The organism is Nocardia violaceofusca NBRC 14427, assembly GCF_963869435.1.
GTDB classification, from domain to species: Bacteria; Actinomycetota; Actinomycetes; order Mycobacteriales; family Mycobacteriaceae; genus Nocardia; species Nocardia aobensis.
In genome coordinates this window covers 70,367-94,827 of sequence record NZ_CAWMPM010000024.1, presented here as the reverse complement: position 1 = coordinate 94,827, position 24,461 = coordinate 70,367, and the positions used below count along the sequence as shown (strand labels likewise).

The following is a 24,461-nucleotide window of genomic DNA, read 5'->3' as shown; positions in this document are numbered from 1 at the left end:
TAACCGAGCCGACCACTCCACTCCGGGCGCGACGTGCAAGTATGACCACGTGCCTGTAGCGAGCCCCGCTAGTACACGAAATTGCCTGTTCACCGTTGGTTACGAGGGTCGGCGAGCGGACGAGCTCGTCGCGATCCTGACAGAGGCCGGCGTCGCGACCGTCGTGGACGTGCGACTTACCCCCATCTCGCGCAAGCCCGGCCTGTCGAAGACCAAATTGTCGGCGGCCCTGAGCCAGGCCGGCATCCGCTACGTGCATCTCAGGGAGCTCGGCAATCCCCGAGACAATCGCGACGGTTTCCGCGTCGGTGACGCCGATGCGCGTGACCGATATGCGAGTGTCCTCGAGAGCCCGGAAGGAGCCGAGGCGCTGCACTCGGTCAGGACGCTCATGGCGCAGGGCCCGGTCGCATTGCTCTGCTTCGAGCACGATAACGCCACATGCCACCGACAAATGGTCGCCGATGCTGTACAGGATGCCACAGCCGGAGTAATTCAGCTGTGACACAACGGCTTACAGCATGGCCAGCTGGTCGGGCTCGGCACCGGAACTCACCTTCGGGTACCACGCGCCCAGCACTTCGAACGACCTACGGTGCAGAGCCTGGTTCCCGATGAAGAAGTAGAGATCCCGATCAGGAGCACAGATCTCCTGCTCCCATTTCTCTCGTAACCTCTGCTGAGCTCCGGCAACTCCATACGTCTGCTGCCATTTCCGTCCCGCCTGACCGATCTCCCAGTCCAAGCACTGCTGCCGATGACCGGGACATTCAATGTCGGTGCAGTGATAGCGGTAGATGACCCGATACGGCATCGGTTCGAGCACCGGCTGCGCATCGTCGAACAAACTCGGCGCGGCCGCCGCTTGCGCCTTCCTCCGTTGCTGTGGTGTCCAGCCGTTTCCGCGCTCAACCGTCACGGCGTCGACGATCGGCTTGATCATGCCCAGCGACGGCGCGGGCACGGCCATCTCTCCTTTCGGATTCGCGCGAATCAGCTCGCACGTCGACGTCGCGCCGATCAGAGGCCGGATCAGTGTCCGCCGCTGCGTCCACCGCCCACCGTTCGTATCGACGTGCCCGACGACCTGCAGTGACTGCTGATCCGGTTGATACGACTCGATTCGTGGATCGTCCCCGCGACGTTTCCGAACGTCGACCTCGACGATGTCGTATTTGTGGAACACAAATTCCTGCCCCATTCCACGGAATCTCATGGGGTACAGCCGTATCCACGTCGGCGGCAGTCGGTCGATACGAACACCCGCGACGCACACCGTCTCGCCGTACCGTTCCGACGGCGCAGGATAAGCCTTCACGGTGATCAGAATCCGAGCGCGCTCACTTCCCGGCAGCATCGAAAACCCCCTAATGACACCAGGATTCAAGTATGCACGGGCGCCGATGTCGATGGTGAGTATTCCTGTCGGCCCCACACGTCACGATTCATTCCGGGGCCATACTCGTACGCGAAACCTCACCTGATGTCGTCGCTGAAAGGCTCGGCCGGATCCGCGCCTCGCACGTCCGCGACGACGGACACCAGACGTTCCTGGTGATCCAGGCACGCGACAGGGCTGGCCCCAACAGCATTGGCATAGGCAGGTGGAGTCGAACTCTGTCGGTTGCGACTGCCCGCCATGAAGTCTCCTCGGTCTCCGCAGGACACAGCCCAGCGCTCGGTCACCGCGCCCGGGATCGGAGACTTTCGTCGAACTGACAATCAGCACGTCCTCGCGATCGGCGCGCCGCTGGCAATGCTGATCCTGGTGGTCACACTGGCCGACGATGAGACAAACCATGAGGTCGCAAACCAGTACCACTCTCGGAATCTCCGCAGCGCTTCGACATGAGCGGGATGCGCGACATCGAATGCGGCGGACACTCGATCTCGCCGCAGCCCTCGGGTCGGAGCAGCGTTGGCGCCCACTCCCCTGGCCCGCGGTCGGTACGTCGCTGACATCTCCGAATTCGGCCTCAACGGTCACACCGCGAGGACAGGGCTCACCAGAGTTGCTCTGGAACCAGAACAGTCCAGACCTGCCCCGGCGCGAAGGGGATGGCTGCACCAGTCGGTGTTGTATACGTCGTGCCCGCCTCCGGGGAGGGCCGGGACCACACGGCCGGGAACTCTCGACCGTCGCGAAGTACGCGTGCCTGACCGCTACCGGTCGTCTGCGCCCGGGGTGAGACGCTGCCCGCGACGTCGCTGATGGCCGAGTTCTGCACCGGCACACTCTGCAGCACGACCGTACTTGCCGTGAGCCGTCCGGTATCGGCATCGGTGTAGGCATCACCATCCATGGAGACCAGCCACCCGTGGTTGCTGGGTGACCAGTCGAAACCGATCACCGCGCCCGGATACCGCGCTTCCTCGTATTGCGCGGGCCGGCCACCGGCAGGCGCAGGACCGAAGTGCAGTTGCGAAGCCGCCGGCCAGCCGCCGCCTTCGGGTAACTGATCGGGGCGGACGAACATGTTGTGCGGCGCCTCGCGACTGTAGTCGCGGAAGTACGCCGCGGGTTGCCGATCGGCCGAGGCGTTCTGGAGCGAGGAGCCATCGATGGCGGGAATCAGCTCAGGTGCGGAACCAGAGGATGCCAACGTCGGGTTACCGAACTGCGCCAACAGCGTCAGATCCGTCTCCCGCGCGCTTCGGACAGGTCCGACCACCGGGGGTTTGTTGTTCGAGAAAACCGCGGCCAACCGGCTCAAACCACCCTCGACCGGCTCGACGTACACCACATCGGCGGCTCCGAGCCCCACCGGTGGCCGTGCCTGCGGACTGTTGTCCACCTTCACGACCAACACCGGGGCCCCTACCCGGGAGGGTGCTTCCGAGCCGCCTGCCGGGGAGGATGTGCCCGAGCCCCCTACCGGGGAGGATGTGTCCGAGCCGGGGGCGGCATGCTCAGGCCGGGTGCCGCTGACGCACCCGATTACAGCGCACATCCCCATTGCCGTCAGGAACGCCGCAATCCACATCCACCATCGCTGTCGCATGAGGCAAACCTCTAGCTACCAACCTACGCCGCGCTCGACCAGGACAGTAGTGAGGTGCTGGGCGAAGGTAATCTCATGATCATGGTGGACACCCCCTTCGGCCGAGTCGTCACGGCGATGGTGACGCCCATGCACGCCGACGGCTCGATCGACTACGACGGCCTGCAGAACCTCGCCGTCTATCTCGCCGACCACGGCCACGACGGACTGCTGGTCAACGGGACCACAGGCGAGTCCGCGACCACCACCGACGAGGAGGACTACGCCTGCGTGCGGGCGGTCGTCGAGGCCGTGGGCGACCGCGTCCAGGTGATGGCCGGCTGCGGTACGAACGACACCGAGCATTCCACTCGCGCGGCGCGCGAGATGGTCGCCTGCGGGGCGGATTCCCTTCTTGTCGTCACGCCGTACTACAACAAGCCGCCGCAGGACTGCATCCTCGAACACTTCCGCCTGGTCGCCGAGGCCGGCGGCGGTGTGCCCGTCATGCTCTACGACATCCCCGGCCGAACCGGGACGGCACTGAGCACCGACACCATTCGCCGCGCGGCCGACATCCCCGCTGTGCGCGCCGTCAAGGACGCCAAGGGCGATTTCTTCGAGGCCAGCAGGCTCATGTCGCAGACCGACCTGCTCTGGTATTCCGGCGACGACGTCGTCAACCTGCCACACCTCGCCCAAGGCGCGACGGGCATCGTGTCGGTGGTCGGCCACGTCGCGGGCGATCACTACGCCGAGATGATCGCAGCCGTCGACCGCGGCGACCTGTCTCGAGCACGCGAGATCCACCGCCGTCTCATCCCCGCAGTCGACGCGATCATGCACGTCTCACAAGGCGCCATCCAGTCCAAAGCGGCGATGAAGATGCTCGGCGTCATCTCCTCCGACGCGCTGCGTATGCCATACCGGCAGGGCCCGCCGGAGCATCAGGAACGTCTGCGTGCCGGACTCGAGGAATCAGGTCTGTTGTAGACGGGCACGTGAATATTACTGTGCAGCAACTTAAATCGAACCAACTACCTTGGCCGAAGCCGAACGGTACTCGCGCGCATAGCGCTACACGCTCGGGTCCTTCCTGAGGTAGCGTTATCGGCTGGTCCAACCGCCGAACGGTTTCGGCGTTCTGAGTACGCGTGCTTGCCACCCTCCTCCATGGAGATCAACTTGTCTCCCTGCGGAACCGTTCCGGAGTTGCGTACGTCTTCATTTTCGAGCGACCATAACGTCCGCTCGCCTGCCGACACCCGTCGTCGGGCTGTCGGCAGACGAGGAGGTGTCCGGTGGCCGGGCTCTTGCAAGTCGATATCGAGGCGCTGGGCAAAGCGGTTCAGCTGCTGCGCAACTCGGAGCAGATGCTGAACGATGCCATGAAGGCTATGGCCCACGACGGCCATACCGATATCGGTACGAAAACGCTCGACGACGCCGCTGACAGCTTTCAACGCAGATGGCACTTCGGAATCCAGCGTATAGGCGAGGCCGCCACCACAACCGCGGATGGCATATCTCAGTGCCACGACGCGTACCAACAGGTTGATACGCAATTTGCCCAGCTGATCGCGCAGACGGCGCCGCCTCAGGCGACAACGCCGGAGACGACGGCGTGAAGGCGGCCGCAAACCCGTATCCGAACTTGGGGTTCAACCCGGTCCCCGGTGCGGCCGATCACGTGGCCGGATTACGGGGCCAGATCAACTCGGCGTACGAGGGGGTGAAGGAGACCAACGGCCTGCTCACACGGCTGCGCAACAGTAATGACAGCGTGTGGGTCGGAGAAGGCGGCGATGCCTTTCGCGCATCTTTCGATGCGACGCTCGCGCAGGACCTCGGCTACGCCCAGAATTCGCTCGAGCGCGCAGTTGGCCTGCTCGACGAATGGCACACCGGACTGGTGGCTTACCAGGAAACCGCGAAGGGCCTCGAGACCGAGGCGGCCACAGCGCGCAACGAACACTCGAAGGCGCAGACCGCTCTCCAGCAGGCTCAGGCCAATCCTGATCTAGGACTGGCGAATATGAGCTTTGCCGACGACAATCAGTTGGCTGATGCTCAACGCCGGTTGGACGCGGCAACCGCGCGGGTCCGCACCGCCGGCACCGCCGTAGGTGATGCACAAGCGACCATCGACGCCATAATCAAACGGGCACACGATCTCGAAACCGAGCATGACGGGCTCGCGAAACGGATCGCCGCCGAATTGGACACGGACGCCAAGGATTTCGCGCCGACTCCGCCCGACAAGAGCATCTGGGACACGATCACCGACGCGGTGAAAAATGTCGGCAAGTGGATCGACGACCATCGGAAAGGCCTACACGAAGCTCTCTCCATGATTTCGGCCGTCTCCGGACTGCTGGCAATCGTCACGCCGCCACCGATCGATGCGATCGCACTGGGTGTCTCACTCGCAGCAGGTGCCGGCGCCCTCGCCCTGGACGCGACCGACGCCGACATGCGCGACGCCCTGTTGCACGGCAGCTGGGAGGAGAAGCTCAAGGCTGCGGGAACGATCGGAGGCGATGCGATGAGCCTGATCCCAGGTGTGGGCGCGCTGGGAAAGGCCGGAAAGGTCGCGCTTCTCGGCGACGCAGCGGGTGACGTCGGCAGGTTCGAGGGGATGGCACGCGCTTGGTCCGAATCAGCGCACGCACCCGGCTGGCTCAACCAGAAGACGATCGACGGCAATTGGTTCGGGCTTGCCGACACGATCAACAACTCCGGCGCGGCAACGGGCGTACACAAAGTGCTGCAATTCACCAAAGTGGAAGGGGCGCACAGCATCCCCGATCCAGCGGTCGCGTTGAAGGTCTTGAAGGGAGTCAAGACCTCGGTGTCCGATATCGGACACTGGGGCTACAACCAATGGCGAGAGGACTGATAAGTGCAGGAGCCCGTCGGCTCGGCCGCCGAATACGAAGTCGCCATCGAGATTCCTCCGGGATATTTCGAACTCCCCCTGCACAACATCGATAACCATCTCGATGCGGCTCTTCCATTTGTCGAGAATTTCAGCGACGGGATACCGGCAGATGCCGTCGCCGACGTCATGGGCACATTGAAATTTCTCCTCAATGCTCTGGTCGCCGGCAACACTCGCTATTGTGGCCTCGGACAGCATGTCTCGGACACGGGGGAACGTGTCGCCTCGTGGCTCGTAATTTCTGTGATGAAGTACGGCAAACCGCAGAATCCTCGACTGACTCTGGCCGATATCGCGACTGCGAAGAAGTGGGAAGATCCATCCCTCATCGTGGAACCGGTCGACATCGAAGGCCGACCTACCCTGTTCACAGAGTCGATCCGAACAGAACCGCAACCTGAAATCACTGATCTGGCAACAGAATCAGGTTCTACAGCCGTCTTTCAGCTCGAAGCTTTCATCCCTTCGGAGGATGGGACCACCATTGCCGCCATCGAGTTCTCGACCATCTCGGTGTCTGAAGGTCCGAACTTCCGCGATATGTTCTTCCTGCTCGCGACGTCGGCAAAGCTCGACAAGACACCAAGCCGACCCTCCACGCTGAACATGTGAAACGAAGGTTGATCGCCGATGGAAAGTCCTCTCGATCAGGCGGCCGGGCAACAATCGAGTCCGGCCATCGAGTGGCCCGCTACCCGCGCCGCCCTGCGAAGGAACTGGTTCTTCCGCTGGCCACTCCTACTCATCGGCATCGCGTGTGGTGGCCTGTGTCTCCTACTCATCAACGAGTTCGACCGGCCGGGGATCCACGGCGCGGAAAGAATCGGCCGACTGCTCATCGCGCCCACCGCCGTCATATTCACGCTATGCACGATCTTGGGCGGAACCTTCGTCTGGATCGGACACCGGCGCCGACGGTCGGTTTCGCGCCACGCGTGGACAAGATGGGAAATCCAATACACCAGGGCTGGACGGTATGAATGGGTCACGTTACTCGATCACCATCGGACCCCTGTTTCGGCCCTCATTCTCAGTACCTGGCCGAAAGACCTCGGTAAGTTGATCAACCACAACACTCCGGAGGTTTGGTTCGCCGGTGATCCGAAAAAGTATGGAGTGGTTTCCCGGCCCGGCGGGGAGGATCTGCGCTACGCCTATTACTCCAGGGCAAGGCAACCACCGCGGTTCACATTCACCGATCGCGCCGAGGGACCACGGCGTGGCCCAGTACATCCTTCGACTCCCGACAGCGCTGGTTACCAACTGAGCCGCGAAAATGGCACGGTGGTCATGAAGCCGCCGACCGCGGAATCCACCCCACCGCGGATCAGATACGGCAGCCTGAAGGATTCCGGCTATCCGTCTCCTCGCAAGCTGCGGCGGACGTGCGCATTCATCGTCGACTTCGCGCTACATCTGCTTTCCGGCATCGCGATAGCGCTGGTGGTCGCGCCCGGGTTCTCTCCGGAAGCATTGCGCGCCCACGAGATCCAGCAGATCGAGTTCAACCCGTTTATCGCCCTCGGCTGCTGGCTGGCGGCGTCGTTCGTAGACCGCGTCGTCATCCAGTCGATCGTCCACACCACCGTCGGTAAGGCGATCTTCGGGCTTGTCGCCATACAACCCGATACCGATCGTTATCCGACCTTCGGCCGCCTCCTGGCCACCTGGTTGTTCCACGCCTATCTCCCGCTGGCCATCCTCGGCGACGGCATCGGCCCTGACGACGACGAAAATTACTTCATGACGGCCGTCCGGTGGCGAGATGTGCGCGAACGCAATCGTGTGGCCGGCCATCGCCCCGAGCAGCGATAGCGGCTGGAAGCCCCGCCACCGTCTCGGTTTCCGCGTCGATTCCGGCTGAGTCGCCCGCACCCTGTGCCTCGACCTCAGCAGATACGCGAACACCGAGCGGATCGAGACCGGCGCTCGACGAATTCGACTCGGCTTTCGGCCGATGGGCCGTCACCTGCACTCGCGCGACTCACGGGCTCCTGATGGTCACCCGGCCCGGACTCGATCAGCTCCTGGAGGAATCACCCGCGCGCCCCGGAACGCCATTCGGCTAGGCGGGTAACCGGCACTTGCCAAGGCAAACCCACCAACGCACCTCGAAACCTTCGCCAGGGGCACCCCGTTGTTGGAGCGGACCGAGCCATGGCCGCGCATTAACGTTGCCGTCACTGGTCGCGCCCGATCTCGGCCGGCAGTTCTCCGTTAGCCCATCGCGCATAAGTGTATTCGGGTTCGACGGTGATTACATCGACAACTTCCACCAGCTTGGCGGGGACTACACCGCCTTCGAAGTGGACGACGCTGGGCACGAACACGGCCTCGACTCCGAGCCGTTCGGCGATGTTGCGGACCCGAAGCCCGACGTTGTCGACCTCAGTCGTAAACGTGTGGATCTTGCGCAGGTTGTAGCCGAGTCGTTTTGCCAGCGAACGGATCTGGGCCTCATCCCACGGTTGACGCACGCCGGAGACATCCCGACGCAGGTAGCCGATGGCGTGATCACATCGCGGCGGTTCACCCTAGTCATCTGAGCGGGCTGTGCGCCTGGGCGAGTGTGGCCGACAAGGCCGCCGCGAACGGAACGCCATGACCGTCGTCGGTGTCCGCGGCGTGGATGTGGTAGGACGCGTAGGCCGCGCGGAAGTGCGAGTACGGCCCGTAACCACATCGGAAGTACGCCTCGCCGGGAACTGTCGGCACATCGACCGCACCGTCATCGTGGAGAACTTCTCGGAACGCGTTGCGGGAGAAGCTCTTCAGAGCGACGCGATAGGCCAGGAAGTCGCTGATCGCGCGCAGCGCCTCCGGATTCGAGCCTTGCGTGGCGAGCAGTAGATGCACGCCGGCGACCCTGCCCAGCCGGCCGATGCCGGCGACCAGATCCAAGAAGTGGCGGCGGTGGGTTCGCGCCAGTATCGAGAACTCGTCTATGACGACGACGAGCGCCGGAATTGATTCCTTCGCCGCCCCTGTGGCCTTCATCGCCCAAAGGTACTCGGTGAACGTGTCGAAGTCTCCACAAGAATCCACGTGCTCGATACGGCTGGTGAATTCGTTCGCCACGGTATCGAGCAGGCGCTTCCCCAGGTCGGGGTTCTCGTCGTCGCAGTCGAAGTTCGGGAAATAGCCGGCAACGTGGGGCAGGCCACGAATGGAATGGAATGTGTCGTCGCCCATGGACTGAGCCAGTATGAAATTCACTTCCTCCGGAGCGTTCTGGACGGCGAGACCCAGCACGATCGACTGGAGCAGTTCGGACTTGCCCGATCCGGTAGAACCGAATACCAAGCCGTGCGGTCCGTCGCCCCCATCGATGCCGAGTTTCAGATCCAGCACCACCGGCGCACCGTTCATCGCCACTCCGATCGGCGTGCTCAACCGCCCCCAAGGGGCGGTTCGCGTCCACCGGCCACGCACGTCCAGGCCAGGGAGGCTGCCGATTTCATGAAGCCGAGCGAAATCGACTGTGCCGTCGGGTTCTTGCATCAAGTACTCCATCGCCGTTCGAACATCGATCCAGCCTCGGATCTGTGCGCAGTCGAAACATCCTGGAACACACCAATTTCGACACAACAGGACACCATCGTAGACCGCAGCTCCATACCCACGTTCACTTGGCGTCGGCCGACGCTGTCGGAATCCGATGTTGGCGAGGGTGTTCGACAGCAGATGAGCAGCGTCGAGCGAACCTCAGCAGCGAGCCCGCAATCCATCGACGCCTCGGCGGTTCGAGTCAGCATCGACCTGCCGTTGGTTGCCGAGCAAATCAGCTCCCGGCTGCATCTCGTCGGTTGGATTCCCTGCCGGACCCGCAGCGCTCCCCACCGATCACCCGGCCGCGATATGCCGAATCTGCGCCGCCAGATCAACCACCCGCCGATCCTGCTCCCCATACCGCACCGCCATCTGGCTATGCAGCCGGCGCAGCCGCTTCAGCGCCGCATCGATGTCACCGTTCTGCACATCACAGGTGGCCAGCTGACGTTGGCAATGCATGACTTGTTCGTCGTAGGGGCCACGTTCGGCGGTAAGGTCGTCGACGAGTGTGCGGAAAAGTGCTGCGGCGCCGGCGAAGTCGTTGCTGTCGAAGCGGAGAGCTGCCAGGCTCAGCCGTGCCTCCACCACGTCCGCGTCCCGGGCGCCCAACTGTGAAACTGCCTGTTCTACAACGGTTTCGAGGTCGCTGATGGCGGGAGTGTAGCGGGATTCGGCGGCGAGATCGCGAGCGCGGCGGATGGCGCGCTGGATGTCGGACCGGCTGAAGTCCGTGCTGCGAGGCGGGGCGGCAGTCGTTTCGTCGACGGCGATGATCTTCGTCGGTGCCACGATCGTCGCTGCAGTGCGCGACGTGGCGGCCGCACTCACCGCGGCCGAATACATCCGGGCGGGACCATGGAAGTCGCCCACTTCCGCCAGGTCGCCAAGGCCGTTGGCGTGGCGCATCAGCACGGTGTGGACGGTGGCGGCGTCCTCGGGCCGACGATCAGGCGACTTGGCGAGCATGCTCATGATCAACCGCGACATGTCCGCCGGAACCTCGGGCCGCTCCCGCCGAATCTCGGCGGGGACCGAGTGAACCTGGTTCTGCCACACCACATATGGCGAACTTCCTGTCATCACGCGGTCGCCGGTGAGCAGCTCGTACAACACCAGCCCGAGCGCATAGAGGTCGGTCTGCGCCACCACGGCGCGTCCCTCGACCTGCTCCGGCGCCATGAATGCCGGTGTGCCGAGCGTGTTTCCGGTACTGGTGTAGCGCGTCATGTCGGTGTCGGTGGTGACGGCGAGGCCGAAGTCGAGGACCTTCACCGTCCCGTCCGCGCACAGCATGAGGTTGGACGGCTTGAGGTCGCGATGATAGATCCGGTTGCGATGTGTCGCGGCCAGTACGGCGGCCGCCTGGGCACCCAGCGCCGCGACCACCCCCACCGGCAGCGGCCCGCGCCGCGCGAGCAGTGCATCCAGGGTAATGCCATCGACGAATTCCATGACGAGATAAGGGCGTTCGGGCGGGCCGAGGGAGATGCCGGCGTCGTGAATCGCGGGCATACCGGGATGGCTGAGCTGCGCCATCAGCTCGGCCTCGCGCAGAAACCTCTTCGTCCAGTTGGGGTCCTGGTCGAGATTGGCATGGGTGAGTTTCACCGCGATGCGGCGTTTGAGGTGGCTGTCGTAGCCTTTGAAGACCTGCCCCATCCCGCTGGCGCCGATCTCCCGGACCAGTTCGTACCGGCCGCCGTCGATCTGCGGTTTCTCCACCGCTACCTCCGTGAATACTCCAACAGCCGACACGTCAACCTACTCGTCGACGGTAGCCGGTCGCAGACCGCCCGATGCCAGGCCCCTCACGCCCGTGCGCACCAGCTGCTCGATCGCGGTGCGCCGACGTTGCCACGCCACCTCCAGCTCCCACAGTTGCCGGAACGCGGCGCCGATCCGGCGTTGCTCGGCCGGCGGCACCCGCGGTATCCGCACCCGGTACAGGTCGACCGGTCCCTCCTCGATCGCGGCCTGCAGGACCCCGGCGAGAAAGTCCGGGTCGACGACCGATGCCTTCCCGCGCAGCAGATGGATACCGGCACCCAACAGCGCCCCATCGTCGGGGCACACGTGGACGGCCGGCTCCGAACCCATCACCACGGCCACATCCCCGGCACGGACGACGACCGCACCGGCCACCGCCCCGTTGCCGGTGCGCGATGCCGGGCGCCCGAGCCGAACATCCTTGGCCGTCAACATCGGCGTCTCGCCGTTTCCGACGCCAACGGACGGTGGCGCCTCGTACACGCTCAGCGCCTCGGCAGCGACCAGGTCTTCCAGCGAAACAGTATCGTGCGCAACGGTTTCGGATTCGAGGGGCGGCGGCGCGGGAACCGGTAGCTCGAGCAATTCGGTCCGCAACTCGGGATATCCGTGCGCAGCCCGGCCGGTCACAGCTCCTCTCCTCCGATCGATTCCGGACCCGGCTCGAGGGCGCCCGCTGTGAGTCCCGTGGTAATGAGCTCAGCGGTGTGTCCGGCCGTCTCGGAAGCCCGCCGCGCCACGGTGCGCAGGAGGAACAGTTGCCGGAACAATGCGCCGTATCGTCGCTGCTCGCCCAGCGTCAATACCGGTATCCGGAGGCGACTGGCGTCGAATCGCACAGTGGATGTTCTTGTGGCCGAGACATTCTCGGCGCCGGTCAGAAATCCTGCGAGGAACCACGGATCGAGACGGTCGCGATCGACGCGCAGCGCATGCACATGCGACCCGAGCAGCGCACCGGCGTCTTCCGGTGTGGCGACCCGCGCGCTGCGTCCACCACGATCGCTGCGCACGGCCGGCATGAGGACATCACCTTCGCGCACCTCGACGGGCACCGCCGGCACCATATCCATGGTTCCCGACGCGTGATTCCCGGTGGCGACATCGGGTGCGGTCAATACCCGGCGGCTCCCGGCGGCCGGTTCGTCGCCGGGCGGGGCCGCCCGGAACCACTGCAGCTGACCATGATTAGCCAAATCGGCGACAGTGACGAAGCGCCAGGACTTTCCCGTCGATTCCGACCAGTCCGGCACCGTCGTCACCACGGAATTCAATTCCGATGCCGCCGCGGTCAGGCGGTCGAGCGACGCGGCGATCTGCTCGGATATCGCGCCGGAGTCCAAGGCGGACCTGACGTAGCGGGCCGGGGTGAGATCGATGTCGTCATCGAGCAGATCGACCAGGCGGACCACTGCCGAGACTCCGGATTCCTGCGCCGAATCGGGACTGTCACCGTCGAAAGCGCGCCACATCTCGACTACAGCGTCGCGGTCCAGCCGGTCCCCCTCGGCATGCACCGCCGATCCGGTGCTGTCGATGAACAGCATCGAATCCGCCACCGCAGCATCCGTTTCCGGTCGACGCAGGACCCAGATCTGCAGACCGACATGTCGCGGTTGCGCGACCCCGGGCGCCAGCCCGATCACCGCGCGCAGGGCTCCGGTGCGCACCAGATTGGACCGGATCTTTCGTCCGGAGGTTCGAGTCGCGACCGAAGGCGGCAACAACAGGACCGCGATGCCACCCGGCCGCAGATGCGCGATCGCATGCTGCACCCACGCCAGTTCCGGTTCGCCGCGCGGAGGTAGTCCGTAGTCCCATCGAGTGTCGAAGGCGAGTTCGCCGGATCCCCAATCACGTTGTCCGTAAGGCGGATTGCAGAGCACCGCGTCGACATGGAGGTCGGGGAAGGCGTCCGCCGTCAGGCTGTCCCCGGTCCGCACGTCCGGCTCGACCGTGGTCTGCGCCTGGAGCAGCAGCCGGGTCCGCTCGGTCTGCACCGGCACCACATCCTGGCCGTACAGCTCGCCCGCACCATCATCTGCCGCGGCCAGCAGGAGTGATCCACTGCCGCAGGCCGGATCGAGCACGCTGTGCACCTCGGGGGTGGTCGACGAACGCGCCAACGCGGCCATCGTTGTCGCGACCGTCTGCGGCGTGATGTAAACACCGGTCGAGGTCGCGTCGCCCATCGCGTGTTCGGAAAGGATGTCCAAGGCGGTGCGGACGCCCTCGGCTGTCGATGCGAGTCGCAACGCCGACGCCACCTGGGCGGCGAGCTCCTGATCGTGCGCGTCCGGCGCCGTCCACTCGTCACCGTCACGCCGCAGTGTCTGCATGACCTGTGTGACGGCGAGCGGGGTGGCATGAGATCGCACCAGCGTGCGCAGTTCCGCCTCGGGCGACTGCGCCGTCTCGATGTTGTGCTCCACCAGCCACTGTCGCACCGCGTGCAGATCGAACAGCGGCCGGGTCTCACTCCCGGCGATGGGATCGGGGAAGTCGTCGTGGCGGCGGCGCCAGTTGCTGACCGTGGCACGGGTAACACCGGCGAGGCGCGAGATCTCCGCGGCACTCACCTTCGACACGGGCTTCGACATACCCCTCCTCTCATAGGCCTGCTCACACCCTGCTGGACAGTTGAGCAAAAATCAATCTTCCTAACTCTGTTGACAATGTTTTCACTCCATTCTACTGTTTGCATCAGCCTCAGAAATGAAAGGCGCGCCGGTGGACCACCGCACCACCCCGGCCCCTCCGCAGCAGTCCCGTCTCCGCGGGGCGAATCGACGCTGCTCGCAGACGACAGGACTTCCCCATGACTGACGAACCCGACACACCTATCGATGTATGGGAGCCCCCGAAGCCGGCCCCATCACCGCCGGAGCGGCCCGCATCGGAGCCGATGCCGCCCTACCCTCCGAGTGCGGGATCGCTGAGCGAGTCGTATCCGCCGTTTCCTCCGGCCGCCCCGCAGTACCACCCGATGGATCACCTCACCGGATACCCGCAAACTGCTGTCCCCCAGCCTGTTTCGCCGCCGATCATGCACGTGATCCAGCAGTACCCGCCGGGCGCACAGATCGTCGTCAAACGGTCCTTCCCGCACGGGCTGCATCTCGTGCTCACCCTCATCACCTGCGGGCTGTGGTCGCCGATCTGGTTGGTCCACTACCTGCTCGCAGACAACAGCTGAACCTCATCCCCGAACCAGCACGGCCACAGCCGTTTTCACCATCAGGAAGCATCATGAACACAGCTCGTATCGTCGCGTCCCTCCTGGCCGCCGGCGCCACCGCCGCCGTTCTCACCGTCGCCGCGCCGGCGACGTTCGCAGCCCCCGACACCGGCTCCTCGGGCTCCGCGTCGGGCTCGGCCGGTAGCAGCTGCGGTCCGCGCAGCGGCGCCGACAATCTCTTCCTCAGCAACTACGCCGAGGACGACGACACCTGCAGCGGCCAGGACTCGGCGATCCAGCTCGCGCAGGCGGAGTGCCACTGGCTGGACGCCTACGGCAACTCCGCGCACAACCAGATCGTGCTCGCGGAGAAATCCCGCGGCGCCGTGAAGTACCCCTACATCTTCCTCGACGCCGCCATCGAGGCCTACTGCCCGCAGTACGAGCTCTGATCCTCTCCCCCACGATCAAGGAGTTACGACCATGTTCCGCAAAACTTTTCCCGCACTGCTCATCGCCTCGGCGGCCCTGACCGTCGCCGCCGCCACAGCATCCGCCGCGCCCGCCACCACCCTGCACGAGGGCATGCAGGTGGTCGGCACCGATGTCGAAGAGGGCACCTACTACACCTCCGGCCCGGGTGCCGACGACTACGGCTACTGCTTCATCACGTGGTTGCCGTACAAGGGCGCGAAATCCTCGGAGGCCACCGATATGGAGTCGTACTCGGGCGCCTCCTACGTACAACTACGGGCCGGCGACGTGATCAACGTCGAGGGCTGCACCTGGACCCACGAGTAGGGCGGACGCGATGACCTACCAACCCGGACCGCATCCGCAGATACCGCCGCAGTACGTAATCCAGCAGAAGAAGTCCAAGTTGCCGAAGGCGCTACTGATCGTGGTTGTCGGCATTGTGCTGCTGTGCGGTGTCGGCGGTTGCATCGCCGGCCTCGGTGGCAAGGACTCGGCCGGTTCGAAGCACAGCACCACCGCGGGTGACTCTGCTAGCGCGCCGGAGGCCGCGAAGCCGCCGCCACCAGGCATCAATACTCCGGTCCGCGACGGCAAATTCGAATTCACCGTCACCGACGTGCAGACCGGCGTCAAAGAGGTCGGCGACAACCCCTACCTACGCCGCACCGCCCAGGGTGCGTACACGATCGTCACGATGACGGTGCTCAACACCTCGAAGGTCCCCTACGGCTTCTCCCCCGGCAACCAGGACCTCTACGACACCCAGGACCGCAAGTTCAGCAACGACACCGCGGCCGCGATCAATCTGCAAGCCGACACGAGCATGTACGCAAACATCAACCCTGGCAACACGATTACCGCCAAAGTCGTCTTCGACCTCCCGGCCGATTCCCAACCGGACCGGATCGTTCTGCACGACTCCATGTTCTCCGGCGGCGCAACGGTTTCGCTGCGCTGACCGGGTGATCGGCGCCGGGTGGGCACCCACGCGCCCACCCCGGCGCCGAGCCCGAAGCGACCCGCTCCCCACCGATACCTCGTCTACTGAGACACATCCCCCGCCGGAAGGAACCGTGCCTTGAAAAGAATCGCGACATACCTCGCTATCGCTGCCATCGGGGCAGCAACCGCCTGCGGAGCGACGGAAACGACGACCACGCAGCCGACGATCGCCGATACGAAGACCACTGTCCCGGTGCCGACGACGACACCTCCAACACAAACACCCCAGGCACAGGCGCCCTCGAGCGCGCCGGCGGCCACGCAAGCCGTGACAGTGCCGATGCCGAATGTCGTGTGCATGAATTTGCAGGCCGCACAGGACCTCATCCAAAAAGCCGGAGTGTTCTTCTCTCGAAGCAAGGATGCGACCGGAGCCGGCCGAATGCAGATTCTCGACCGCAACTGGGTCGTCGTCGCACAGACCCCTGCCGCCGGCGTCCCGATCGGTGAGGGCGACGCCGTGCTGTCGGTGGTGAAGAAGGGCGAACCGGGAGATTGCTCCTGATCGCAACCAGCGTGACTTTCCGTAGCCCATATGTCGAATTCAATTCCGCCCAACCGCCCGACAGGGCCGACACAGTGGTGGGTCAAGCTGCTCGTGATCGGGGCCGGGCTGGCCGCACTCGGCTGGTTCGCCGGCGACATGGACATGTCGCCGGCGCACGCGCTGATCCTTATCGCGATTGCCGCCGCACCGATCGCGTTGCTGGTGCTGGTGATTCGAGCGCTGGTGCGCGTCGGTGACAAGCGGCCACCGCCGGTGGGCCTGCCGCCGCAGTCGGCTGCGGGGCCACCGCCGGGTTGGTATCCCGATCAGGCTGGTGTGCTGCGGTGGTTCGACGGCCAGAAGTGGACCGAATTCACGCAACCACCTCCCCCGCGGCTGTAGCGAGGGTTCGGCACTCGGGCCACAACGCGAGCCGAATAGGACCGGTCGTGTGTCACATCCCGCCCGTCACCGCCGATACTAGGTTGATCCGCCGACCCCGACCCCAGGAGCACTGTCGATGACCACTGTCGAACCGCCCGATACCTTCGAGGTAGCCCCCGGCTCGATCGTGGTGGTCCGTGATGAGGAATGGTTGGTGACCTCGGCCGAACAGGGCTCCGATGGGTGGGTGCTGCGGGTGCGTGGGCTGTCGGAGCTGGTCGCCGACACCACCGCCACCTTCTACCGCAGTCTCGACGACATCGAAGTCCTCGATCCGGCCAAGGCGCAGGTGGTCCCCGACGGTTCCTCCGGCTACCGCGACTCCCGGCTGTGGCTGGAGTCGCTGCTCCGCAAGACGCCGTTCCCCTACGGCGATCAGACGCTGACGGTCTCGACCCGCATGCTCGCCGACTCCCTCGGCTATCAGCGTGCTGCGGTGGCGAAAGCTTTGGACCCGCAACATATTCGACCGAGAATCCTGCTGGCCGACGCCGTGGGCTTGGGTAAGACGCTCGAGATCGGCATGATCCTGTCCGAGTTGGTCAGACGCGGACGTGGCGAACGCATCCTGATCGTCACCCCGCGCCACGTCCTCGAGCAGATGCAGCACGAACTGTGGTGCCGGTTCGCGCTCCCGTTCGTCCGCCTGGATTCGGCGGGCATTCAGAAGGTCCGGCAGAAACTGCCCGCGACCCGCAACCCGTTCACCTACTACAAGCGCGCGATCATCTCGATCGACACCCTCAAAAGCCCCCGCTACAAGGCACATCTGGAACGCCAGCACTGGGATGCGGTGGTGATCGACGAGTCGCACAACCTCACCAACGTCGGCACGCTCAACAACGAGCTGGCTCGCATCCTGGCGCCGAACACCGAGGCGCTGATCTTGGCGTCGGCGACTCCGCACAACGGGCGCGAGGAGTCCTTCGCCGAACTGCTGCGTCTCCTGGACCCCACCGCGGTCGCGGCCGATGGTTCGTTCACCAAGGACGACGTGCAATCACTGCTGATCCGCCGACATCGCCATCATTCCGAGGTAGCCGCGGAGGTCGGTAGCGACTGGGCCGAACGCGCCGAGCCGGTGCACCGTCTGGTGACGCCCTCACCCGTGGAAGAGCTGGTGGCGCAGGAGCTTTCGCAGGTATGGCTGCATCCGGAGTCGGGCCGCTCGCCGTACTCGGGTGAAACGAAGGCATTGTTCCCCTGGACCTTGGCGAAGGCATTCCTGTCCTCCCCTGCCGCCCTCGGCGAATCGATCAACCAGCGCCGCAACAAACTCCGCGAGAAGGGCGGCCCGCATACCCCCGAGCAGCGCGCCGAACTGGAAGCGTTGAACCGGCTCGCCGACCTCAACGACAAAGCGTTCACCGAATCCGCCGGCAAGCAAGCAGCCCTCGTCGATCGTCTGCGCGAAATCGGAGTAGGTCCGAAATCCGGCACGCGCGCAGTGGTTTTCGCCGAGCGCGTGGCGACCTTGAAATGGCTCACCGACCTGCTGCCCACGGCACTGGGCCTGAAGCCCGAGGCGGTCGCGATGCTGCACGGCGGCCTCTCCGACGTGGAGCAGCAGCAGATCGTCGATAGCTTCAAACTGGAGACCTCGCCGATCCGCGTGCTGGTCACCGGCGACGTGGCTTCCGAAGGCGTGAACCTGCACGCACAATGTCATCACCTCATCCACTACGACATTCCGTGGTCGCTGATCCGCATCGAACAGCGCAACGGCCGTATCGACCGCTACGGCCAGAAGCATCCGCCGGTGATCTCGTCGCTGATCCTGGCGCCCTCGGATCCGGAGTTCTCCGGCGATCTGCGGGTGCTGTCACGTCTGCTCGAACGCGAGAATCAGGCGCACGGCACCCTCGGTGATGTGGCATCGCTGATGGGCAAACACAGTGTGGGGGAAGAGGAATCGGCGATCCGGGACGTCCTGGCCGGGAAGTCCAGCTTGGACGAGACAGTCCGCGACATCGAGGAGGTGGCCGAAGGGAACGATCTCGACGCCTTCTTCGCCCAATTCGATCTGACCGACGACGAACCCGAAACCCTCCCCGAGGAACCGCGCCACAGCTTGTACGCCGATGACATCAGCTTCCTGGACGAGGCGTTGCGTGCCGCATTCCACGACGTCCCGCACGCCGATCCCGCCGCCGGTGGCGTCGGCTGGACGCGGCACACCAATCACGGTATCGCCGAGTTGATTCCGCCCCGCGATCTCAAGCAGCGGCTGGGCCAGCTCCCGCAGAACTATCTCACCGATGGCCGCGTGCTGGAACGGTTGAAGCTCGCCACCTCCCCCGCAGTCGGCGACGCTCAGTTGCGTGCGGCGCGAGAAGGTAAGGGCGTCAACGACACAACGTGGCCGGAGGCCCATTTCCTCGGGCCGCTGCACCCGGTCCTGGACTGGGCGAGTGATCGCGCGCTAAGCGCCTTGGGCCGCAACCAGATCTTCGCCATCCGCGGCGGAGTCGACGCGGTGACCGTGCTGCTGATGGGCACCCTGATGAACCGGCGCGGCCAACTCGTCTCCCGAGTCTTCTCGACCGCCGAATTCCCCAACCCTGCCAACCCGACCTTCTGCCTGGTGGAACCGATCGAGGATCTGAACTTCCTGACCACCGACACCGGCCTGCGGCCCGGCACCTCGAATCCGGGACCACTCCAGGACCTCGAAGAACTACAACCCCTCATCCCGGTGGCGGTCCGTGAGGCGGCCCAGTCGATGAAGGTGGTTCTCGATGAACAGAAGGCCTCCGCACAGGAGCGCCTGAACGCCTGGCGGCAACGCGCCGACCGCTGGCACGCCGGAGCCGAACAGCTGGAGCTGTTCAGCGGCCAGAAGAAGAAGGTCGAGAAACTGTCGCAGCGCATCCTCGAGGAACAGCGTCTCGCCGAGTCCCTCGCTCCCACACAGCAGTTGGTGCGTCCCCTGCTCGTGATCGTCCCCGAAAAGGATCAGTGACCATGCCCTCTTTCGATTCCATCGTCGTCGGCGAGGATTGGATCAGCGAGCACTACTTCACCACCGATTCGGTGAAGGAGTCCTTCCACGGCAAGGTCCTGGAGCTGCGCAAAACCTGGGACGCCGAAGCCAAGGAGGGACGCTCGACGGTCCGCAGCACCCTGCTCGCGGCCGCCCGCGACCTGCAAACCGCACTGGCCGCCCTCGCCGAGGACCCCGAGGCCGCCCCCAAGGCCCACGCCCAGGTTCGCGCCGCCTTCGGCTACCAGGGAGAACTCACCTCGTTCACCGCCGAGCGCGCCGGCTCCGAACTGGAAATCCCCGACGCCCAGCTACCCGACATCCCCGATGTGCTATTCCTGCAAGCCAACCCGGTCGACTCCCTGGAAGATCTGCTGGCGCCGGAAACCGGCCTGCTGATCACCCCGGCCACCGAGGACGGCAAACCGATCGAGTCGGCCTCGAAGGCAGTATCGGCCGCCTTCCGCTCCGACACTCCCCCCGCCTTCGTGGTGGTCCAAGCCGGCCAATGGCTGCTGCTCGCCGAGGCCGAACGCTGGGCCGAAGGTCGCTACCTGGCCGTGGACCTACTGGTCGTGGTGGAACGCCGACACGAAGCCCGCGGCGGCGAAATCGACCGCGCCGCAGCCATCTTCGGCTACCAGTCCCTGAAGGCCGACGCCGACGGCAGCATCTGGTGGACCGGCGTCCTCGAAGATTCCGTCAAACACACCGTCGGCGTCTCCAAGGACCTCCGCGAAGGTATCCGGCTCTCCATCGAAATCATCGCCAACGAGGTGGTGCGGCGGCGCCGCGAGCGTGAGCTCACGATGGACGGCATCGACGGCAACGAACTCGCCAAACACTCGCTGCGGTTCCTGTATCGAATCCTGTTCCTGCTGTACGCGGAGGCGTCGCCGGAGATGCAGGTGCTGCCGACCGGAGCCGCCGAATACGAAGAGGGGTACGGACTCGACCGGCTGCGCGAACTCACCCTCACCGAACTGGTCTCCCACCGCGCCCGCAACGGGACGCATCTGTACGACTCGCTGAAGAAGCTGTTCGACCTAGTTGATCGCGGCCATGCCCCCGCCGTGCGGGAGAACGTTCTCGACGATCCGGCGCCAGGTCTCGAATTCAACCCGCTGCGCGCGGACCTGTTCTCCCCCAAGGCAACCGCGCTCATCGACGAGGTGGGCCTCGGCAACGAAGCCACCCAACGCGTGCTGGAACACCTGCTGCTCACGAAGGAGTCGAAAGGCCGCAAAGGCGGCGACCGCGGTTTCATCAGCTACGCCGAACTCGGCATCAACCAGCTGGGGGCGGTGTATGAGGGGCTGATGTCTTACACCGGGTTCTTCGCGGAGGAGGACCTGTACGAGGTCGCCAAGAACGGTGATCCCGAGAAGGGTTCGTGGGTAGTTCCCGTCGGCCGCGCTGACCACCTCTCCGAATCCGATTTCGTCCGCGCTGAAGATCCGGATACGCATGAGCTGAAGCCGGTGATCCACCGCGAGGGCACCTTTGTCTTCCGCCTCGCCGGCCGCGAGCGCCAGCAGTCGGCGTCGTACTACACGCCCGAGGTATTGACGAAGTTCGTTGTGTCTCAGGCATTGGAGGAACTCCTCGACCAGAACGACACTCGTACCACTGCCGACGGGATCCTTCAGCTCACCATCTGCGAACCGGCGCTCGGGTCCGGCGCATTCGCCATCGAGGCCGTCCGACAGCTTGCGGGTGAATATCTCACGCGGAAGCAGGAAGAGCTTGGGGAGCTGATCGAGGCGGATCAGTATCCGGTTGAGCTGCAGAAGGTGAAGGCGCACATCGCTCTTCACCAGGTGTACGGAGTCGACCTCAATGCGACCGCTGTCGAGCTGGCCGAAATCTCGCTGTGGTTGGACACGATGGTCGCCGGTCTGCAGGCTCCCTGGTTCGGCCTGCACCTGCGCCGAGGGAACTCGTTGATCGGCGCCCGTCGCGCGGTCTACATGCCGAACGAACTCGCCAAGAAGGCATGGCTCAAGACCGTCCCCAAGGACGTTCCGCTCGGCACCGAGGTCGGGGCGGGCATCCACCACTTCCTACTCCCATCCGAGGGGTGGGGTGCCGTGGTCGACACCAGCGAAGCCAAGACCTACGCACCCGACCAACGCGAAGCCCTTCGGCTGTGGCGCAACGAGATTCGCAAGTCACCCGCAAAGGATCAAGTCGCGAGGTTGCAGGGCCTGGCGCAACGGGTGGAGACGCTATGGGAATTCGCGCAACGCCGCCTGACCATCGCCGAATCCGAAATCCGCCGCGACATCCAGCTATGGGGTTCCGAGCCCACGCCCCACACGCCAGCCGTCACTCGGGAACAGATCGAAACCGTCCTCAACGACCCCGACGGAGTCTTCCAACGCCTGCGCCGAGCAATGGACGCCTGGTGCGCCCTGTGGTCCTGGCCGCTCACCACCGAGATCGCCCCGCCCTCGTGGGACTCCTGGATCGGCGGATTGGAAGCCATCCTCGGCCAGATCCCCCACGGCAAGACCTCGAATGTGCCCAAGCACAAGGCACCGTCCGCAAACCAGATGAACTTCGTCGGCGACCTCGACTGGAACGGCCTCGACGAATCCGAAGAAGTGGATCTCTCCTTCGCCGGCGCCCGGCCGATCGCAACCGCGCTCGATCGCTACCAGTGGCTCAAAGTCGCTGATGGCATCTCCAAGCGGGACGGCTACTTCCATTGGGAACTGGACTTCGCGCCCGTGTTTGCGCGAGGTGGTTTCGATCTTCAGGTCGGTAATCCGCCCTGGGTGCGGCCTGACTGGGATGAGGCCGGGGTATTGGCCGAGCATGATCCGTGGTGGCAGTTGGCGCACAAACCATCGGAGGCGGAGAAGCAGCGGAAGGCCGAGGAAGCGCTGACAATTCCAGCGGTCCGTCAGATGTTTCTGGACGAGAGGGCTGCCCAAGCCGCACAGAGTGCTCACCTAGGATCGCCGGTTGACCGTCCGGTGCTTGATGGACTACGTCCTGACCTCTATCGGTGTTTCATGGAGCGCACCTGGCGGTCCGCGAGCGCTGAGGGCATCGTCTCCCTGATTCATCCAGAGAGCCATTTCACCGAAGCCCGGGCCCAAGAACTTCGACGTTCCACGTACCGGCACCTGAAGCGCCACTGGCAGTTTCGCAATGAGTTCAAACTCTTCTCTGAGATCAACAACACCCGCCAGTACGGCGTTCACGTCTATGGCGCCGACTCTCCCGTACGGTTCCTCCAGGGCTCCGCTTTGTACCACCCTGACGTTCCCGCCCGGTCACTCATGGCAAGTGAGTCCGGTCATGCCCCCGCTGATATCGCGCCCGGCGTGAAAGACCCGGAAGGCAACTGGGACGTGCGCCCCCACCCGGAACGCATCATCGAGGTCACCGAGACCGAGCTCGCCGCCTGGGCAGCACTCGTCGACGAACCAGGCACAGCCGCCGAGACCGCGCGCATGTTGTATCCGGTCAACCGGGCAAGCGCCGCCGTGCTCGACAAGATCGCCGCCGCACCACGACTCGGTGATATCAAGTTCGATTGGACCTCCGGATGGAACGAGACGACTGACCGCAAACTCGGCTATTTCGAGTCGCGTTCGGCCGTCCCCACAACCTGGCAGGAGACGATCCTCCAGGGCCCACACCTCACCGTCGCCACCCCGATCTACCAACAGGGCAACCCGACGATGCGCAGCAACGTCGACTACTCCCTCATCGATCTGGAGTCGATCCCGGAAACGTTCATCCCGAGAACCAACTACCAGGTCGCCCGCCCCCTCCCCGACTACCTGGCCGCCTACCCGAAGTGGAACAACGAGCCCAGCTCGACCTACTTCCGGCTCGCCTGGCGTCGCATGGCTGATCCCGCCACCGTACGGACACTGCACAGCGCCATCATCCCACCCGGCCCATGCCACGTCGATCTTCTCCGCAGCGCGGCCTTCCCAACATTTGCGGATCTCGTTGTGACCAGCGGAATCTGGTCGTCAATTGTCGCCGACTTTTTCGTCAAGGTGGCCGGCATGTCTGAGTTGAAGGCCGCCAGTGTCGGCCGAATCCCCCTCATACGCAACCATCCACTGGAACCCCATCTCATCCTCCGCACGCTCCGCCTCAACTGCATGGTCCGCGAATACGCCCCACTCTGGGAGGGGCTGTACTCAGACGAATGGCAGCAAGATTCCTGGATCCCCAACATCGGCACCGCCTACCCCAGCAAGGGAAACCTTGGGGATGTCGAAAACAAGTGGGCCTGGCAAACCCCCCTCCGCAAACCCGCTGACCGCCGGCAAGCTCAGGTAGAAATCGACGCCATAGTGGCCATTATGCTCGGCATAACCGCCGAAGAACTTCTAACCATCTACCGAACCCAATTCCCCGTCCTACAAAAATACGAACGCGAAGCCCTCTACGACGCCAACGGCCGCCAACTTCCCACCAAACTAGCCTCCGAATATTGTAACAAGGGCAACCTCAACTACTCCGAACTGACCGTCGCCGGCATCACCTACGCCGAACCGTTCGTCGGCGTCGACCGCGAGCGCGACATGCAACTCGCCCATAAGTACTTCTCTGCCATATCGCCTGTTACAGAATGACCCGAGCGACCGTATCCGATTGAGATTCCGACTGGCCCGAGA

Annotated in this window: 21 protein-coding genes; 14 read left to right on the top strand and 7 right to left on the bottom strand. The window is 64.4% G+C overall.

Translation table 11 applies throughout. The annotated features are described in order from the left end of the window. Positions 1-49 precede the first annotated feature (49 nt). On the top strand, positions 50-505 hold the full coding sequence (locus AC5592_RS20005) for a DUF488 domain-containing protein (protein WP_063065103.1): 456 nt from the start codon (positions 50-52) through the stop codon (positions 503-505). Positions 506-514: 9 nt separating this feature from the next. Here AC5592_RS20005 and AC5592_RS20000 read toward each other — a convergent pair whose 3' ends face one another. Further along, positions 515-1,357: a DUF8757 domain-containing protein gene (locus AC5592_RS20000; RefSeq protein ID WP_232329456.1), complete on the bottom strand. Its 843-nt coding sequence runs from the start codon at positions 1,355-1,357 to the stop codon at positions 515-517. Between the two features lie 646 nt (positions 1,358-2,003). After that, a complete protein-coding gene (locus AC5592_RS19995) occupies positions 2,004-2,951 on the bottom strand; it encodes a DUF3048 domain-containing protein (protein WP_269750202.1) in 948 nt (315 codons plus the stop codon). A 132-nt stretch (positions 2,952-3,083) separates the two neighbouring features. On the opposite strand from AC5592_RS19995, the gene dapA reads away from it, so the two are divergent. The 5 genes from dapA (at position 3,084) to AC5592_RS19970 (ending at position 7,737) form a co-directional block, all read left to right on the top strand. Then, positions 3,084-3,974, top strand: coding sequence for a 4-hydroxy-tetrahydrodipicolinate synthase (gene dapA, locus AC5592_RS19990; protein WP_063065160.1), 891 nt, complete (start codon positions 3,084-3,086; stop codon positions 3,972-3,974). Between the two features lie 308 nt (positions 3,975-4,282). After that, the gene (locus AC5592_RS19985) at positions 4,283-4,609 is read left to right on the top strand and encodes a hypothetical protein (RefSeq protein WP_063065100.1); all 327 of its coding nucleotides are present in this window, start codon (positions 4,283-4,285) and stop codon (positions 4,607-4,609) included. Further along, positions 4,606-5,880, top strand: a complete 1,275-nt coding sequence (locus AC5592_RS19980; RefSeq protein WP_063065099.1) for a hypothetical protein — start codon at positions 4,606-4,608, stop codon at positions 5,878-5,880. The genes AC5592_RS19985 and AC5592_RS19980 overlap by 4 nt, the downstream gene beginning before the upstream one ends. A gap of 3 nt (positions 5,881-5,883) precedes the next feature. Beyond that, positions 5,884-6,534: a hypothetical protein gene (locus tag AC5592_RS19975; RefSeq protein WP_063065098.1), complete on the top strand. Its 651-nt coding sequence runs from the start codon at positions 5,884-5,886 to the stop codon at positions 6,532-6,534. Between the two features lie 18 nt (positions 6,535-6,552). Further along, the gene (locus AC5592_RS19970; RefSeq protein ID WP_157122062.1) at positions 6,553-7,737 is read left to right on the top strand and encodes an RDD family protein; all 1,185 of its coding nucleotides are present in this window, start codon (positions 6,553-6,555) and stop codon (positions 7,735-7,737) included. 365 nt (positions 7,738-8,102) lie between these two features. Here AC5592_RS19970 and AC5592_RS19965 read toward each other — a convergent pair whose 3' ends face one another. From AC5592_RS19965 to AC5592_RS19945, 5 genes are all read right to left on the bottom strand, one after another. After that, positions 8,103-8,399, bottom strand: a complete 297-nt coding sequence (locus AC5592_RS19965) for a hypothetical protein (RefSeq protein WP_232329454.1) — start codon at positions 8,397-8,399, stop codon at positions 8,103-8,105. Positions 8,400-8,460: 61 nt separating this feature from the next. Then, complete coding sequence (locus AC5592_RS19960) at positions 8,461-9,423, bottom strand: FtsK/SpoIIIE domain-containing protein (protein WP_198163888.1); 963 nt, start codon at positions 9,421-9,423, stop codon at positions 8,461-8,463. 342 nt (positions 9,424-9,765) lie between these two features. Next, positions 9,766-11,196, bottom strand: coding sequence for a serine/threonine-protein kinase (locus AC5592_RS19955; RefSeq protein ID WP_232329453.1), 1,431 nt, complete (start codon positions 11,194-11,196; stop codon positions 9,766-9,768). A 39-nt stretch (positions 11,197-11,235) separates the two neighbouring features. After that, a complete protein-coding gene (locus AC5592_RS19950; protein ID WP_063065094.1) occupies positions 11,236-11,871 on the bottom strand; it encodes a restriction endonuclease subunit S domain-containing protein in 636 nt (211 codons plus the stop codon). Continuing rightward, entirely contained in the window at positions 11,868-13,841 is a 1,974-nt protein-coding gene (locus AC5592_RS19945; protein ID WP_198163887.1) for an N-6 DNA methylase, read from the bottom strand. The genes AC5592_RS19950 and AC5592_RS19945 overlap by 4 nt, the downstream gene beginning before the upstream one ends. Positions 13,842-14,059: 218 nt before the next feature. Between AC5592_RS19945 and AC5592_RS19940 the strand changes: the two genes are divergently transcribed. The 8 genes from AC5592_RS19940 (at position 14,060) to AC5592_RS19905 (ending at position 24,419) form a co-directional block, all read left to right on the top strand. After that, complete coding sequence (locus AC5592_RS19940) at positions 14,060-14,437, top strand: hypothetical protein (RefSeq protein ID WP_157122059.1); 378 nt, start codon at positions 14,060-14,062, stop codon at positions 14,435-14,437. A gap of 53 nt (positions 14,438-14,490) precedes the next feature. Continuing rightward, positions 14,491-14,871, top strand: a complete 381-nt coding sequence (locus AC5592_RS19935; RefSeq protein WP_063065092.1) for a DUF732 domain-containing protein — start codon at positions 14,491-14,493, stop codon at positions 14,869-14,871. Positions 14,872-14,902: 31 nt separating this feature from the next. Beyond that, positions 14,903-15,220 (top strand): Rv1352/Rv1906c domain-containing protein, encoded by a 318-nt coding sequence (locus AC5592_RS19930; protein ID WP_063065091.1) that lies wholly within the window; start codon positions 14,903-14,905, stop codon positions 15,218-15,220. A gap of 10 nt (positions 15,221-15,230) precedes the next feature. After that, positions 15,231-15,854, top strand: coding sequence for a DUF4352 domain-containing protein (locus AC5592_RS19925; protein WP_063065090.1), 624 nt, complete (start codon positions 15,231-15,233; stop codon positions 15,852-15,854). Between the two features lie 120 nt (positions 15,855-15,974). After that, positions 15,975-16,403: a PASTA domain-containing protein gene (locus AC5592_RS19920; protein WP_083871417.1), complete on the top strand. Its 429-nt coding sequence runs from the start codon at positions 15,975-15,977 to the stop codon at positions 16,401-16,403. Positions 16,404-16,433: 30 nt separating this feature from the next. Next, positions 16,434-16,787, top strand: a complete 354-nt coding sequence (locus tag AC5592_RS19915; RefSeq protein WP_063065089.1) for a DUF2510 domain-containing protein — start codon at positions 16,434-16,436, stop codon at positions 16,785-16,787. 118 nt (positions 16,788-16,905) lie between these two features. Beyond that, on the top strand, positions 16,906-19,791 hold the full coding sequence (locus AC5592_RS19910) for a helicase-related protein (RefSeq protein WP_063065088.1): 2,886 nt from the start codon (positions 16,906-16,908) through the stop codon (positions 19,789-19,791). 2 nt (positions 19,792-19,793) lie between these two features. After that, positions 19,794-24,419, top strand: coding sequence for a DNA methyltransferase (locus AC5592_RS19905; protein ID WP_063065087.1), 4,626 nt, complete (start codon positions 19,794-19,796; stop codon positions 24,417-24,419). Positions 24,420-24,461 lie beyond the last annotated feature (42 nt).

What these genes read in the sequence shown, in the direction of transcription:
- AC5592_RS20000 (WP_232329456.1), bottom strand. Translation starts at nt 1,357, where the DNA reads ATGCTGCCGGGAAGTGAGCGCGCTCGGATTCTGATCACCGTGAAGGCT.
- AC5592_RS19995 (WP_269750202.1), bottom strand. Translation starts at nt 2,951, where the DNA reads ATGTGCGCTGTAATCGGGTGCGTCAGCGGCACCCGGCCTGAGCATGCC.
- dapA (WP_063065160.1), top strand. Translation starts at nt 3,084, where the DNA reads ATGGTGGACACCCCCTTCGGCCGAGTCGTCACGGCGATGGTGACGCCC.
- AC5592_RS19970 (WP_157122062.1), top strand. Translation starts at nt 6,553, where the DNA reads ATGGAAAGTCCTCTCGATCAGGCGGCCGGGCAACAATCGAGTCCGGCC.
- AC5592_RS19960 (WP_198163888.1), bottom strand. Translation starts at nt 9,423, where the DNA reads ATGCAAGAACCCGACGGCACAGTCGATTTCGCTCGGCTTCATGAAATC.
- AC5592_RS19945 (WP_198163887.1), bottom strand. Translation starts at nt 13,841, where the DNA reads ATGTCGAAGCCCGTGTCGAAGGTGAGTGCCGCGGAGATCTCGCGCCTC.
- AC5592_RS19940 (WP_157122059.1), top strand. Translation starts at nt 14,060, where the DNA reads ATGACTGACGAACCCGACACACCTATCGATGTATGGGAGCCCCCGAAG.
- AC5592_RS19935 (WP_063065092.1), top strand. Translation starts at nt 14,491, where the DNA reads ATGAACACAGCTCGTATCGTCGCGTCCCTCCTGGCCGCCGGCGCCACC.
- AC5592_RS19930 (WP_063065091.1), top strand. Translation starts at nt 14,903, where the DNA reads ATGTTCCGCAAAACTTTTCCCGCACTGCTCATCGCCTCGGCGGCCCTG.
- AC5592_RS19925 (WP_063065090.1), top strand. Translation starts at nt 15,231, where the DNA reads ATGACCTACCAACCCGGACCGCATCCGCAGATACCGCCGCAGTACGTA.
- AC5592_RS19915 (WP_063065089.1), top strand. Translation starts at nt 16,434, where the DNA reads ATGTCGAATTCAATTCCGCCCAACCGCCCGACAGGGCCGACACAGTGG.
- AC5592_RS19910 (WP_063065088.1), top strand. Translation starts at nt 16,906, where the DNA reads ATGACCACTGTCGAACCGCCCGATACCTTCGAGGTAGCCCCCGGCTCG.
- AC5592_RS19905 (WP_063065087.1), top strand. Translation starts at nt 19,794, where the DNA reads ATGCCCTCTTTCGATTCCATCGTCGTCGGCGAGGATTGGATCAGCGAG.